The organism is Halarcobacter sp. (genome assembly GCF_963676935.1).
Lineage (GTDB): Bacteria > Campylobacterota > Campylobacteria > Campylobacterales > Arcobacteraceae > Halarcobacter.
In genome coordinates, this window is the sequence record NZ_OY781470.1 from 2,377,668 (window position 1) to 2,392,865 (window position 15,198).

Below are 15,198 nucleotides of genomic sequence, written 5' to 3' on the forward strand. Positions count from 1 at the left end.
GTGGTTACACTCTCTTTGAGAAAACTCTAAAGGGCTAAATAAATTTAGCCTTATACAAACTTCATTGATAATGTTCCTAAGTCTTGAAACTTAACTGTAACATTATCCCCTTTTTTGACACTCATTGCTGCTGTAATTGCTCCTGAAAGAATATATGATCCAGCTTTTAAGGTCTCGCCTCTTTCACTCATCATATTGGCAAGCATCGCAATTGCAGTTGCTGGATGTCCTAAAACAGCAGCACCTGCTCCTAATTGTACAATCTCACCATTGATTTCCATTACTACACCAAGAGTTTTTAAATCTAAATCTTTAACATCTCTCATTCTTCCGCCTGTTACATATCTAGAAGATGAAGAGTTATCTGCAATTACTGATTTTAAATCAAATTTAAAATCTTTATATCTTGAATCAATAATTTCCACAGCAGGCATTACAAAATCAGTTGCAGCTAATACATCACCAATATGACAACCAGGACCATTTAAATCATCCTTTAAAACAAAAGCAATCTCAGCTTCAACTTTTGGATGAATTAATTCATCAATTTTAATCTCTGCACCATCTCCAAAGCTAAAATAATCAGCTAAATATCCATAACAAGGATTTGGAACACCCATTTGCTTCATTTTTGTTTGAGAAGTTAATCCCATTTTCATACCAACTATTTTTGTACCTCTTGCTTCTTTAGCAGCTCTTGCCGTCCACTGAATATCATAAGCATCCTCATAAGTCATCTCAGGATAATCATCAGTAATTTTTGTAATCTCTTGTGCATTTAACTCTGCATCTTCACAATGTTTTGCTAATTTTTCAATTGTTGCTTTATCTAATGCCATTATAATAATCCTTTTGCTTTTGCTAATTCCATTGCACAGTCATCAATCATATCTTCTTGACCACCGATCATTCCTCTTTTCCCTAACTCAACTAAAATAGTTCTAGCATCAATACCATATTTTGCTTCTGCTCTTTGTGCAAAAAGTAAAAATGAAGAGTAAACACCAGCATAACCTAAAGTCAAAGAATCTCTAGAGATTCTAGTTGGTTTCCCCATAATTGGCAATGCAATATCTTCAGCTGCATCTTCAATTTTATTTAAATCAATTCCAGTTTCAATACCCATTCTTTGACAGACTGCTACTAAAACCTCTGTTGCAGTATTTCCAGAACCTGCTCCAAAACCAGCTAAACTTGCATCAATTCTAGTTGCACCTGCTTCAATAGCAGCAAGTGAATTTGCTACCCCCATAGACATATTATTATGACCATGAAATCCTAGTTCAATATCATTTCCAAACTCTTTTTTAAGTGCACCTATTCTTGCACTAACATCATCAGGTAACATATGTCCAGCTGAATCTGTTGCATAAATTGTTGTAGCTCCATATGAAACCATCTTAGCTGCTTCTTCAACAATTCTTTCAGGATTTACCATATGAGCCATCATCAAAAATCCAACTGTGTCAATTCCCATAGATTTTGCTGCTTTTATATGTTGAGCTGAACAATCTGCTTCTGTACAATGAGTTGCTACTCTAACCATTGAAGCACCATGTTCTACAGCACTTTCTAAATCTTTTACTATCCCAATTCCTGGAAGCATTAAAACTGAAATCTTTGCATTTTTCATATGTGGTACAACTGCGTCTAACCACTCTTCATTTGTATGTCTTCCAAAACCATAATTTAAAGAACTACCACCTAAACCATCTCCATGAGTAACCTCAATAAATGGAACTCCTGCATTATCCATAGCAGTTGACATATTTGTCATCTCTTCAAGTGAGAACTGATGTCTAATAGAGTGCATCCCATCTCTTAATGACATATCATGAATTTTGATTTTTTTACCTTTTAAATCCATCTTATTCTCCTTTTATCTTATCTGCCATTTGTTCAGCAATATTAACAGCTGCTGCTGTAATAATGTCTAAGTTACCAGCATATTTTGGTAAATAATCCCCTAAACCTTCAATCTCTAACCAAATAGAGATTTTTTTACCATCAAAAACTGGACCATTTTTAAGTGTATATCCAGGTATAATCTTTTGCATTTTTGCAACCATATCATGAATAGATTTTGTAATTGCTTCTACATCTGGTTCCTCTGTAGTCAAACAATGAATTGTATCTCTCATCATTAAAGGTGGCTCAGCAGGATTTAAAATGATAATTGCCTTTCCTTTTTTTGCCTTTCCAACAACTTCAATTCCAAGTTTAGTTGTTTCAGTAAACTCATCAATATTTGCTCTAGTACCAGGACCTGCAGATTTTGAAGCAGCTGTTGCAATAATCTCTGCATATTCAACCTCTTGAACACCTGAAACAGCTGCAACCATAGGAATAGTAGCTTGCCCACCACAAGTTACTGTGTTAACATTCTGTGTATTTTTAGCTAATAGCTCTTGCAAATTTACAGAAGGCACACAAAATGGCCCAATAGCAGCAGGTGTTAAGTCAATAACTAATACACCTTTTTCAGCAAGTTTTCTATTATTTTCACCATGAACATAAGCTGAAGTTGCATCAAATGCAATTTTAATTTCATCTTTTTCAATATGTTCTAATAATCCATCAACACCCTCATATGTAGTTTTCAAACCATTTTCTCTGGCCATTTTAAGACCCCTAGAACCTTCATTAATTCCAACCATCCACATTGGATTTAATATTTCACTTCTTTTCATTTTAATCATTAAATCAAGTCCAATATTACCTGGACCAATTAATGCACAATTAATTTTTTTCATCATTATCCTTAAAAAATGTCCATATTTATACGAATCTACAAGAAGCAGATCCAATTCCACCAATATTAATAGTCATATTATCCCCTGGTTCTATTGTTACCATAGCACAAAGTGCTCCTGATAAAATCACTTCACCAGCTTTAAGGCCTACACCAAATTCACCTAAAGTATTAGCTAACCATGCTACAGCATTTACTGGACTTCCAAGAGCTGCAGCTCCTGCTCCTGTATGTAATAACTCCCCATTTCTTTCTAGAGTAATTCCACAAGTTGTTAAATCCACTTCTCTTGGATCAACTCCTTTGCCACCAAATACTATATATCCACAAGAAGCATTATCTGCAACTGTATCTTGAATTTTTATTTTCCAATCTTTAATTCTTGAATCTACAATTTCAAAGCAAGGCATTACAAATTTTGTTGCTTTTAATACATCAGCAGTAGTTACTCCTGGACCTTGTAAATCCTCTTTTAAAACAAAGGCAATTTCACCCTCAGCTTTTGGTTGAATCATTCCATTTGTTACATCAATTTCATCACCATCAGAATAAATCATATCAGATAAAAGGTATCCAAAATCTGGTTGATGAACACCTAACATATCCATTACAACTTTTGAAGTAACACCAATTTTTTTACCAATAATCTTACTTTCGTCATCATTCATTCTTCTTTTTAAAAAGTGATGTTGAATTGTATATGCATCTTCAATTGTAGAATCAGGTTCTCTATTTGAGATTGGTTCAATTGAGTAGTTACCCTTTAAAGCCTCATATAATTCATTTCCGTATTTTTCAATTTTTTCTTGAGTCATTGCCATAAAATAATCTCTCTTTCTATTTACATTTTTATACAAACATTTTTTAATTCAGTATAGAACTCTAGTGAGTAATGACCACCTTCTCTTCCTATACCAGAACCTTTCATTCCACCAAATGGTGTTCTTAAATCCCTTAAAAACCATGAATTAATCCAAACTATCCCTGAATCAATTTGAGCTGCAACTCTATGAGCTTTATCAAGGTTCTCAGTAAATATTGTTGATGCCAATCCATAATCTGTATCGTTTGCTAATCTAATAGCTTCATCTTCACTATCAAAAGGAGTAACATGACAACAAGGTCCAAATACTTCCTCTTTAATTACTGTTGCCGTTTCAGGTAATCCTGTCCAAATAGTTGGTTCAACAAAGAAACCATTTGCTAAATCACCTTCCATTTTAGGAGCACCTCCACCAAGAATCACATTCGCACCCTCTTTTTTCGCGATTTCATAATACTTTAATACTTTATCTCTATGAGCAGCACTTACAACAGGTCCCATATCCACAGATTCATCATTGTGAATACCAAGTTTTAATTTTGAACCAGCTTCTTTAAGTCTTGAGACAAACTCATCAAAAATTGATCTTTCAACATAAACTCTTTCTGTACCCAAACATACTTGTCCAGAGTTTGCAAATACCGATCTTGCTGTCTCATTAATAGCTTTATCCATATCACAATCAGCAAAAATAATTGCTGGGTTTTTACCACCAAGTTCTAAAGATACATCTCTAACACCTTTAGAACAAGCATTCATAATCATCTCACCAGTTTTAGTTTCACCTGTAAATGTTATTGCATCAACATCTTTATGAGCTGTTAAAAGATTTCCCGTAATAGAACCTTTACCTTGAACAACGTTATATGCTCCTGCTGGAACACCAACTTTTGACATTACTTCACCAAGTAATGATGTAGTTGTAGGAGTAACTTGTGATGGTTTAACAATAACAGAGTTACCACAAGCTAAAGCAGGACCAACTTTCCAAGTCATCAATAACAATGGTAGATTCCAAGGAGAAATAACTGCAATTACACCTTTAGGTTTTCTTACACTGTAGTTAAACATTTTTTTACCATCTGGAGTATCAGCTCTGTATGCCTCTTCTGCATGAGATTTCATAGTATCAGCAAATACTTTGAAATTTGCGGCACCCCTTGGAATATCTATATGTCTAGCAATTTTATAAGGTTTCCCCGTATCTAAACATTCTGCCTCTAAGAAATCGTCAAATCTTCTATCAATTTCATTTGCAATTTCGTACATCATTGCAATTCTGTCATTTAATTTCATTTGACCCCATTCACCTGTAAGTGATGCCTTTGCAGCAGCAACTGCAGCATTTACTTCTTCTTCTCTACCAAGGGCAACTTTTGATAAAAGTTTTCCATCCATTGGGTTAATATTATCAAAGAACTCTCCACAAGCAGAGTCAATAAATTTTCCATTAATATAGTGTTGTACTTTATTCATATCTTAATCCTATTTCATTAATTGCATATTTTGCACAAATAATATCTTCTTCTTCTGTTCCACCTGAAACACCAATTGCTCCTACTTTAATACCATTTTCAAAAATCGGCATCCCTCCTCCAAAAGGAATTAATCTATCCCTATTTGAAAAACCTTGTTCCAAATGAGGCATACTTTTGAAAATTGTAGTCCAAGTGTCAGTTGTAAAACCAAAACTAGCACTTGTATAAGCTTTATCCTTTGCAATATCAATTGAATGAATAAATGAATTCTCCATTCTTAAAAAAGCCATTTCTAAACCTTTATTATCTACTACTGAAACATTAATAGAGATATTTAATTCTTCAGCTTTTTTTATTGCAAAAAGACAAGCATCCATTGATGCTTGTCTAGAAATAGTTTTTTCAGTTATTGTTACTGAACTCATTTAATAATCCTACTTATACGCGGACAAGGTATATGCAGTTGTAAATGCACCATTTTCTTGACCAGTATGATAGAAAATACCTCTCCATAATTCATCTTCTGTCCAAGTAACTGTTGGCATATCTTTACAAACCATATATCCAAGTCCAGCAAAAGTCTCAAGTCTATGCCCAGATGGGTCAAAGAAATAAATAGTCTCACCTCTTGTGATACCATGTCTTTGTGGAGTAATATCAAGTTTAACGTTATACATTGCCATTACATCAGCAGCTCTTAAAATATCATTCCATCCATCTAAGAAAAATGCAAAATGATGCATTCCAGTTTCAGGACCAGCAACAAATGCTAAATCATGTGGTGTATTTCCCGCACTCAACCAAGTTGCAGCTTGTAATGAACCTTCAGGTCCAACGCATACTTGTTCAGCTAATTTAAAATCAAAAACCTCTTCTATAAATTTAGTAGATTCCATTACTTTTTCTGGACCTTCACACATTAATAAAATATGGTCAATCCAATGAGCTTTAATTCCATTTTCATGAATTGGCCAAGGCACAGGATTAATATGTCCAACTTTTTTACCAACAAAAGTTTTTTCAGCATATAAATTAAATTCATGTCCGCTTGGAGTAAAAAACTTTAATACTCTTCCACACTCAGCTACTTCACCAGCAGGTAACATCTCTGTTGAAATTCCATAAGCTTCAATTTTTCCTTGTAATTCATCTAAAGCTTCTTCACTTTCAACTTTATAACCAACCTTATTATATGTAGCCTCTTCACTAGGTCTAAGAATTAGACTATATTTATCCCACTCATCCCAACATTTTAGATATAAAGTTCCATCGGCATCTTCTCTTGTAACTTCCATTCCCATGATTTCAACATAGTATTTTCTAGATTTATTAATATCTAAAACGTTGATATCAACGTGCCCAATTCTCATAATTTTGCTCATTTTTTCCCCTTTTAATAAAATTAGTTTTTTTGCCCAAGAAAATAGGCTTGTTTACCTGACTTACTTGTCATAACTTTTGGTAAAAATTCAATCTCCATATCACTTAGAGAATAAACCCGACATGCTAAGAAAATATTATCCCATTCATCTTTTATAGATATATGTTTTCTATTCATCTTTGCAGTTCTAAATTCTCCTTTGTGTACTTTGATTCTACACAACCCACACGCACCATTATGGCAAGCTTTTGGGACCAAATCTTCACAAACGTACAAACCATCCATCAAATTTTTGTTATCAAAACATTTTTGAACTTGGTTTTTATTTTTAACAAGAATTTCGTGTTTCAAAAACAATCCTTTTTTTGATTTAAAAAGCTTCCACTTTTTAACTTTTAAAACTTTACTTTAAAAAATTCGCAGAATAATCGCAAAATTTGAAAATTTGAAAATTATTGAAAATTATTTACTTAGAACTTTCTTCTAACTTTTCAATTAATGTTTTAACTGAACTAACTGATTTAGAAAACTCACTTTTTTCAATATCATTTAACTCTTTTTCAATAATTGTTTCAGCACCATTTTTACCTAAAACAACAGGAACACCAATCACAACATCTTTATGACCATACTCTCCATCTAACTTCATAGCACATGGAAAAATTTCTTTTTTATCTTTCAAAATAGCCTCCACCATTAATGCTGTAGAATTGGCAGGAGCATAATAAGCAGAACCTGTCTGCAATAGTTTAACTATCTCTATACCACCATTCTTTGTTTTTTCTACAATCTCAGATATCTCTTTATCATTTAAAAAATCTTTTAGTGGTTTGTCATCTACAGTAGTTGAATTTATAAGTGGAATCATTTCATCTCCATGACCACCTAAAACCAATGTTTTTATATTTTTAGGGCCTACTTTTTCTTTTATAAAATGACACAGCCTTGAAGTATCAAGGACTCCAGCCATTCCAAGAATTTTATTTCTTTTCCATTTCGAAGCTTTTAATGCCCAGTAAACCATTGCATCAAGAGGGTTAGATACAATTATGATAATTGCATTTTCATTGTATTTAATAACATTTTTTACAATAGAAGTCATGATTTTTGCATTTGTAAATAGTAAATCATCTCTACTCATGTTAGGTTTTCTAGGAATACCTGCAGTGATCACAACGATATCGCAATCACAAAAATCTTCATCATTTGAAATAGCTTTTACTATTGTTTTTGAATTAATACAACTTACTGCTTGAGAGATATCTAATGCCATAGCTTGCGTAAAGTTATCTCTAATATCTTTTAATAAAATACAATCACACAAGTTTTTCATAACAAGTGTAAATGCTAAAGTTGAACCAACATTTCCAACACCAACTATACCTACTTTTTTTTTCTTCAATCTAAATTCCTTCAATCTAAATTCTTTTAAGTATATAAGAAAATATTCGCGAAATAATCGCTTCATTTAATTAAAAATTTTTTATATGTTATAATTTTTATTGAGGTGGGGAAATGATAGATGTAAGAAAAAAGATTTTTGATTTAAAAAGAATAGCAAGTAAATTTTCTTTAATTTATGTGGTTATTGGAGTAGTTGGATTAATCTCTTTAGATAGTTTAGTTAGTGCATACTCTATTAACAAAAATTTAGAAGTTCAAAGCCCATTTATTTATGGTGTTTTCTTTATAGTATTTACTGGAATAATACTTTATTTAATGATAAGTCACATGCAAAATGTTATAAAAAATATTGATAAAGCATATAAGGAACTAAAGAAAAAAGAGAAAGATAGATTAGCCCCTTACGAATTTGCTCTTGATCATTCTGTTGATGCTATTCACTGGTTTACTTTAGATGGAAAATATATTTATGTAAATGAGGCTACATGTAAAATGGATGGTTATTCAAAAGAAGAATTTGAAGAATTATATTTAGAGGATATTGACCCAAATTTTACAAGAGAAACTGCAATTACTTGTATGAAAGATATAGAAAAAACGCCAAATTGGAGGTTAGAATCAATCCATAAAAGAAAAGATGGGTCAACCTATCCTGTGGAGGTTTCAGGTCATGCTTTTACTTACAATGGCAAAAAATATATTTGTGCTTTTGCTAGAGATATGACAAAAAGAATTGAAAGTAGAAAAAAAATCACAAATATGAATGAAGAGTTACAAAAATCTGTAAAAGAAAAAGAGATTTTATTAAAAGAGATTCACCATAGGGTTAAAAACAATATGGAAATAATTTCATCACTTCTTAATATGCAAGCAAACAAATCTGATGATTTGAAATTTAAAGAAGCAATGAAAGAGAGTAGAAGTAAAATTCATGCAATGGCGCTTGTTCATGAATTTTTATATCTTGGTGAAAATCTAGCTTATATAAATGTAAATGAATATATCGAAAGATTGATTGATGATATTACTGAATTATATGAATTTAGTAATACACAAATAGATTATGACTTAAATATTGACAAATTAGAGTTTTCTATAAATAGATGTATACAAGTTGGAATGCTTTTACATGAACTTTGTGTAAATGCATTTAAATACGCTTTTAGTGAAGAAAAAAGAAATCTCTTATGTGTACATATGAAACTTGTTGAAGATGAAATTCATATGAAAATCAGAGATAATGGAGAAGGATTAAAAGATTTAACAAAGTTAGATAAAGCAGATTCAATTGGTATGCAACTTATCCATTCTATTGTTGATTTTCAATTACATGGAACAATTAACTTTAAAAACAATAATGGTCTTGAATGTGATATTATCTTTCCACAAAAGGAGGTTAAGTAATGAGTAAAACAAAAATTTTAATAATAGAAGATGAACCAATAATTGCCTTAAACCTAAAACAAGTATTGACTGAACTTGGGTATGAACCTTGTGGCATTTCAAATAATAGATGCAATACAATAAAACTTTTAGAAGAAAAAATCAAACCTGACTTGGTTCTTATGGATATCTATTTGCAAGGTCCAACTACAGGAATAGAATTAGCAAAAGAATTAAGAAAAAATCAACTTCCAGATGTACCTGTAATTTTTTTAACTGCTAATTCAGAACTTGCTACAATTAAAGAAGCCTCTGAATCTTTTGCATATGGATATTTAATTAAACCATATAAAAAAAGTCATCTGCAAGCAGCAATAGAGGTTGCCTTAAAAAAGGCAGAAGAGGATAATAAAAATAAGTTTGATTTAAATGCAGTTAAAAATGTAAATAGAACTTTGGAACACAAATTGTCCCTTGATATTGAAACTAAATCTAGAACTATAAAACTAAAATATGGTTATCTTTTTGATAAAGAGAAAGAGGTTTTATATTTCGGGGATGAGCCTGTAAAACTAACTTCAAAAGAGATAAAAATCATAAAAGTTCTATGCCAAACACCAGGACAAAATGTTTCTCAAGAGCAATTAGAATATGCGATTTGGCAAGATGAACCAGCTGGATATGCTGCTTTTAGATCACTTCTATTTAGACTTAGAAATAAAATTCACAAAGATTTAATAATAAATCAAAACAATACAGGATACAAAATAGAGTTACTTTAAATACAGTAAAAGATAGTCAAATCAAAGTCAATGTTTAGATATTAATGTAGAAAAAGAAACTACAAAACAATAAAATATTTTAGCCTTATTTTGATATTTGAAAAATCATTATTCTCTACATTAAAGAATAAATCATCTTAATACTTAAAATTAAAGGTAGAACTGCAAACAGCTTTTTCATCAAATCAATATTAATCTTATGTACCAATGAAACACCAATTGGTGCAGTTAAAAAACTAGCAACAGATACACAAACAAATGCAACTAAATTTACATACCCTATTGAATAAGTATCAAAAGAGCTTGTACCATATCCATTTACAATATATCCTAATGTCCCAGATATAGCAATTGGTACACCAATAGCTGATGAGGTTGCAATAGCTTTTCTTATATCAATATTTTGCATAACTAAATAAGGAACACTTAAAATCCCTCCACCAATAGAAACAAGTGAAGACAAAGCACCTATTATACTACCTGACAAAACTTGTGTTTTTTTAGAGAAAATTTTATATTCAGCTTTTGGTTTTTTACCAATAAACATCTGGATTGCAGAATAAAACATAAATATCCCAAAGATTATAGATAGATAAAAGGAGTCTAATTGTGAAGCTATAAAAGTAGCTAAAAAAGTACCTATTAATATACCTGGAACCATAAGTTTTACAATACTCCACTCTATTGCTTTTTTCTTTTGTTGAGCTCGCACACTAGAAAGAGAAGTTATGATTATAATAGACATAGATGTTCCAAGTGCTAGATGCACAACAATAGTTGAATCAATTCCTTTACTTAAAAAAATAGATGAAAGGACTGGTACAATAATACCTCCTCCACCTATTCCAAAAAGTCCTGATATTATACCTACGAAACCGCCTAAAAGTAAAAAGTAAATCAAAGTTTCAATCTCAAACATAATCTATACCTTATTATTATAATGATCTAAATAATGGACTTCTTTGGTTATCTCCACTTAAATCTGCTTTCGAAAAAAACTTTTCTATATGAATATCTCTTTCATATAATCTCCCTCTCATTAATACTGTAATACAAGAATCAAGCATAGCAGGTGGCCCACATAAATATGCCTTATGATTAGAAAAGTCATTATCATAGGTTTTAATTGCTACATCATTTAAATAACCAGTTTCACCACTCCAATTTTCTAAATTATCACCTGAGAGGACTGGAATATATCTAAAGTTTTCATGCTCTTTTTCTAATTTTTTAAAAAGTGAAGAATAATATAATTCATCTTCATTTCTTGCTCCATGAAATAAAGTAATTGGTAAATCACATCCCCTTTGCAATAAATCTTCAATCATAGATTTGGGACTTGAAAGTCCTGAACCACCAGCGAAAAACATCATAGGTTTTTGAGCTGATTCTTTTACAAAAAATCTTCCAAATGGACCTGTAATTTTAAATTCATCTCCAATTTTACAATTTTGGTGAATTAAAGGTGTTACTTCACCATCATTAACTAAAGAGATATTTAACTCTATTGTTTTAGTATCTTTTGGTGATGTAGCTATTGAAAAAGCTCTTGGTTCTTCAAATCCTGGCATATAAAATTGCACATACTGACCAGCTTGAAAATCAATCTCTTCATTTAACTCTAAAACTATCCCTTTTATTCTAGGGGTTAAATCTTTTATTTCAATAACTTTCCCCTTAAAATCTTTAACTGGAATTGTTCTAGCATCTTCATCTTCATCTATATCAGCTTCAATTGCACAATCTTCTTTCAAAGTTGAAGTACAAGCTAAACATTTTCCTTCATCTCTTTCCATATCCATTAGTGCAAAAGGTGAAGCTTCCCCATGGTCAATTTCACCTTCTAAAAGTTCAATCTTGCACGTTCCACATAAACCATGGTTACATGCATGGGGTAGATATACCCCTTGCCTTAATGCAGCATCAAGGATTGTTTGTCCCTCTTCCACCTCAACAACATCTCCAGTTGGTTCAATCTCTAATGTATAACTCATCTTACATTCCTAAACCGTTTAATCCCTTTAGAGTTGGCGTTTCAAACTGTATTAATGATTTATGGTCAATGCCATTCTCTTCTAAAGACTTTTCTTTTTGTGGGTTAAATGGTTCACCATTTAACTGCCAATTTATCTGCGTAGTATCCCAATCAAGTTTTTCAAAATCTGGGTGATCTTTGAAACAACTTGGAAGTACATCATTTAACAATGCATTAAAAGGCATTGCAGGTGGTAAAGGAAAAGCCATAGCTGAATTTATCATTCTATGTTTATCCCATCCTACATAAACTACAATATTACCATGAAAATTTTCTACTACATCCCTTGTCTTTGGGTTATAATCTCCAATATGTTTTGTTGCCATTTTTACTCCTTATGATTGACCATGCCAAGATTTAAATGCTGCTTCATCTTGTGAACCAACAAAGTCACAGTTGTCTTGTCCAAATTTAACTTTATACCAGTCTAAAACTTCAGGTAATGTTGCCCCACCACAATTTCCTTGGAAAATTTGATGTACTGGTAACCAAGAATATACATACTTTTCTGGCTCATTTTCAAAAATTTCTTTACAGTGGTCTGAACAGAAATGATATCTTTCACCTTTATATTTACCCTGCTTATGAACATATTGCATTGGATCATCTTTTTCAACTTCTGTAAATAACATTGGTACTTGACATACTTGACAAAGTTGAGGTAGCATCTCAGAATAATATCTATTTCCCTCTTCTTCTCTTTTTTTCCAATGTTCATAAATTGGTCTATAGTATTTATCAAAAGTATTTGGATACTTTTGGCTTAACCAGTCCATTTTTTCCTCACTAGGAATCCATGTATGCATAGCTGCTGGTGCAGCATGAGTATATAATGTTAACCACACTTGATGAGACAAATGCTCTTTTTCGGCTGCAACAGTACCTGTACATTCTGGAACTTTGATACCGTATCTTTCTAAATCTTTAAATAATCCAACAGTATTTTCTTCAAAATATAATTCCCATGCTTCTTTCCATGATTGTGGAGATTCAGGTAACATATAATCCATCATAGCTGCAACTAATGCTAAAACTCTATAACCTCTCCAAGTCCATTTATCAATCCATTTTTGAACAATAGGAACATTATCTGGGTCTTGTTCTAACATAAATTTAATAGCTTGAAGACCTAAAGTCATATGTCTTGCTTCATCACTTTGTGCTGAAAAACCAAAGGTTACAGTTGCCATATCTCCATTATATGCTGCACCACTCATAAATGGTACAAATAGAAGGTTAGTTAATACATATTCAAATGAAAAACCAATAGCAATCATAAATTCAAATGGTCCAGCTGACCTTGCATCATCAAAAAATGATTTAGGAACAGATAAATACCATACTCTATCATGCCAATGTGAAAATTCAGAGAATCCATTAAAATACTTATTATAATGACTTAATGTATGTATTTGAGTTTGAGCATGTCTTAATTCATCAATTGATTGCATTTGACAAGCAACTCTTGGACCATCACCTCTAAAGTTTCTTGCAACATGTGCAAAACCTCTATTTGCTTGATATTCAAGTGGCGTTACACCTTGTAAAAATAGTTTCAATGCTGATACATATCTTGCATCAGAAATATTTTTTTGTCCATGGTTTTGTGCAAATGCATCTATAATTGCATATAGTTTTTTATCTTTTTCCCCTTGATATTTCCAATATGCATCCATTGTCATTCTAAATGGATCTTCCCAAGCTTCCCAATCATGAATCTTAATACCCTCATATTTATCATAAGGAAAAACCTTGTCCATATCTTGATAAGTAGTTTCCCATCCAAGCCTTGTCATATGCTTGTACTTATCCTTCATACTTAATCTTTTTTTTCTTTTTTTAATATCCATAGTCATAATAAGCTCCTAATTATCCCAATAAATTATAAAATGATCATAATCTTCATCAACATTTCCAGCAAGAGTGATTAAACAAAGTTGTAACTCTTGAGGATCCCATTCTCTTCCTATAATCTCTTCCATAGTTTCAGCATTTATTACTAATCTGTCAGGACAAGTAATTCTAATCATTGCAGGTTGGTTTTCAACTATCGCATTTATATTATCTTTTTGCACTGCTTGAACTATTGGTCTTGCCTCTTCTACATCTTGAAGAACTAAAAGTACATTATTCTCTGCCATATTCTCTCCTATAATTCTAAACCGTTTTTATTCAAACGTTTTATTAAATTTTCTTTTATTTCACTAACAATATTTTCTGGGTCATTTACTAAATTTTTTGCCAATAATATAGTTGCTTTTTCCAACTCACTAATGTACTTTTCACACCACTTAGTAATAATTTTTTTATTTTCATCTGATTCACTTACGGCAACATTGATAGTTTTATCTACCCATTTATTTGATTCATCAAACCAAACAGTCATAAATTCTGTCATCATACTTTGAATATTTCCACCTTTAGTAGCAATCTCTCTTTCATAGTAATCAAAAAATAAAGGATGAATAAATCCATCCATTACAACGTTTTGGAAAATAAAAAGTTCAAACCAATCTTCAACAACAAAAGAATCTTCAACAACTTTTCTTAGTCCTTGCCAAGAAGTTTCATTTACCCATAAATCTTTTGCTTCATCTAAAAATTTTGCTTCATTTTCTCCTAACAATAGACCAATTTTTGTTATATATTGAGCCATACCTAATCTATCTTCAGAATGAAATGTAGCTGCATTAGCCATTGCCGCACCATAACATTCAGATACAATCTGTAGATTATTCATGTTTGCACCCCACTCATAGTGTCTTAAAGGTACTACATATTTTAAAATCTGTTCTTTTATATCTTGTGGCATTGTAATTAAAAGGTCTCTTCTTTCGATAAACGAAAAGTTTTGTTCTGCAACTTCTTGTTGTTTTGCCCTTGTAATAACATAGTTTGAATAGTAATACTGTCTTGGATCTAAAAATTTATACCAATCAGACATTTTTATTGCTGTTTTATTTTCATCATATATCTCATACTTAGAATTATATGTTGGCAAATAATGAAAATTTGTTGTTGCTTGTAAATCATAAGTAGCCTCTTCATATCTTGTTGCTGCTTTATTTTCCCCTATTCTTCTAGCTACATGAGCATAAGTTTGCCTAATAGGCTTTATCTCAACACTTTTAATGTCTAAATTCATACTTTTTCTCCTTAT

Annotated in this window: 17 protein-coding genes; 2 read left to right on the forward strand and 15 right to left on the reverse strand. The window is 31.6% G+C overall.

Translation table 11 applies throughout. The features are described 5' to 3' along the window. Positions 1-50: 50 nt before the first annotated feature. The 9 genes from dmpH to ACKU4C_RS11705 form a co-directional block, all read right to left on the reverse strand. Entirely contained in the window at positions 51-839 is a 789-nt protein-coding gene (gene dmpH / locus ACKU4C_RS11665) for a 2-oxo-3-hexenedioate decarboxylase (protein WP_321312186.1), read from the reverse strand. Then, positions 839-1,867 carry a 4-hydroxy-2-oxovalerate aldolase gene (dmpG, locus tag ACKU4C_RS11670; RefSeq protein ID WP_321312188.1) on the reverse strand — a complete coding sequence of 343 codons (1,029 nt, stop codon included), beginning with the start codon at positions 1,865-1,867 and terminating at the stop codon, positions 839-841. The genes dmpH and dmpG overlap by 1 nt, the downstream gene beginning before the upstream one ends. Position 1,868: 1 nt before the next feature. Then, the gene (locus tag ACKU4C_RS11675) at positions 1,869-2,756 is read right to left on the reverse strand and encodes an acetaldehyde dehydrogenase (acetylating) (RefSeq protein ID WP_407933735.1); all 888 of its coding nucleotides are present in this window, start codon (positions 2,754-2,756) and stop codon (positions 1,869-1,871) included. Positions 2,757-2,778: 22 nt separating this feature from the next. Continuing rightward, entirely contained in the window at positions 2,779-3,573 is a 795-nt protein-coding gene (gene dmpE / locus ACKU4C_RS11680; protein WP_321312192.1) for a 2-oxopent-4-enoate hydratase, read from the reverse strand. 20 nt (positions 3,574-3,593) lie between these two features. Continuing rightward, the gene (locus ACKU4C_RS11685) at positions 3,594-5,051 is read right to left on the reverse strand and encodes a 2-hydroxymuconic semialdehyde dehydrogenase (RefSeq protein ID WP_321312194.1); all 1,458 of its coding nucleotides are present in this window, start codon (positions 5,049-5,051) and stop codon (positions 3,594-3,596) included. Next, positions 5,044-5,478, reverse strand: coding sequence for a heme-binding protein (locus ACKU4C_RS11690; RefSeq protein WP_321312196.1), 435 nt, complete (start codon positions 5,476-5,478; stop codon positions 5,044-5,046). Before ACKU4C_RS11690 ends, ACKU4C_RS11685 begins: the two co-directional genes overlap by 8 nt. 9 nt (positions 5,479-5,487) lie before the next feature. Continuing rightward, a complete protein-coding gene (locus tag ACKU4C_RS11695; RefSeq protein ID WP_321312198.1) occupies positions 5,488-6,435 on the reverse strand; it encodes a catechol 2,3-dioxygenase in 948 nt (315 codons plus the stop codon). A gap of 20 nt (positions 6,436-6,455) precedes the next feature. Further along, positions 6,456-6,785 carry a 2Fe-2S iron-sulfur cluster binding domain-containing protein gene (locus ACKU4C_RS11700; protein WP_321312200.1) on the reverse strand — a complete coding sequence of 110 codons (330 nt, stop codon included), beginning with the start codon at positions 6,783-6,785 and terminating at the stop codon, positions 6,456-6,458. A 115-nt stretch (positions 6,786-6,900) separates the two neighbouring features. Then, entirely contained in the window at positions 6,901-7,836 is a 936-nt protein-coding gene (locus ACKU4C_RS11705) for a malate dehydrogenase (RefSeq protein WP_321312202.1), read from the reverse strand. 113 nt (positions 7,837-7,949) lie between these two features. On the opposite strand from ACKU4C_RS11705, the gene ACKU4C_RS11710 reads away from it, so the two are divergent. Together ACKU4C_RS11710 and ACKU4C_RS11715 are read left to right on the forward strand one after the other, a co-directional pair. After that, positions 7,950-9,242 carry a histidine kinase dimerization/phosphoacceptor domain -containing protein gene (locus ACKU4C_RS11710; RefSeq protein WP_321312204.1) on the forward strand — a complete coding sequence of 431 codons (1,293 nt, stop codon included), beginning with the start codon at positions 7,950-7,952 and terminating at the stop codon, positions 9,240-9,242. Then, positions 9,242-10,003, forward strand: a complete 762-nt coding sequence (locus ACKU4C_RS11715) for a response regulator (protein ID WP_321312207.1) — start codon at positions 9,242-9,244, stop codon at positions 10,001-10,003. The genes ACKU4C_RS11710 and ACKU4C_RS11715 overlap by 1 nt, the downstream gene beginning before the upstream one ends. Before the next feature lie 115 nt (positions 10,004-10,118). Here the strand turns inward: ACKU4C_RS11715 and ACKU4C_RS11720 are convergent, their stop codons facing one another. Genes ACKU4C_RS11720 through ACKU4C_RS11745 form a run of 6 tightly spaced genes read right to left on the reverse strand, consistent with a single transcriptional unit; the run spans position 10,119 to position 15,183 of the window. Further along, a complete protein-coding gene (locus tag ACKU4C_RS11720) occupies positions 10,119-10,922 on the reverse strand; it encodes a sulfite exporter TauE/SafE family protein (RefSeq protein ID WP_321312209.1) in 804 nt (267 codons plus the stop codon). A 16-nt stretch (positions 10,923-10,938) separates the two neighbouring features. Next, the gene (locus ACKU4C_RS11725) at positions 10,939-11,997 is read right to left on the reverse strand and encodes a 2Fe-2S iron-sulfur cluster binding domain-containing protein (RefSeq protein ID WP_321312211.1); all 1,059 of its coding nucleotides are present in this window, start codon (positions 11,995-11,997) and stop codon (positions 10,939-10,941) included. A gap of 1 nt (position 11,998) precedes the next feature. Then, a complete protein-coding gene (locus ACKU4C_RS11730) occupies positions 11,999-12,364 on the reverse strand; it encodes a phenol hydroxylase subunit P4 (protein ID WP_321312214.1) in 366 nt (121 codons plus the stop codon). 9 nt (positions 12,365-12,373) lie between these two features. Next, entirely contained in the window at positions 12,374-13,894 is a 1,521-nt protein-coding gene (locus ACKU4C_RS11735) for an aromatic/alkene/methane monooxygenase hydroxylase/oxygenase subunit alpha (RefSeq protein WP_321312215.1), read from the reverse strand. 9 nt (positions 13,895-13,903) lie between these two features. Then, positions 13,904-14,179, reverse strand: a complete 276-nt coding sequence (locus ACKU4C_RS11740; protein ID WP_321312217.1) for an MmoB/DmpM family protein — start codon at positions 14,177-14,179, stop codon at positions 13,904-13,906. An 8-nt stretch (positions 14,180-14,187) separates the two neighbouring features. Next, positions 14,188-15,183 (reverse strand): aromatic/alkene monooxygenase hydroxylase subunit beta, encoded by a 996-nt coding sequence (locus ACKU4C_RS11745; RefSeq protein WP_321312219.1) that lies wholly within the window; start codon positions 15,181-15,183, stop codon positions 14,188-14,190. Positions 15,184-15,198 lie beyond the last annotated feature (15 nt).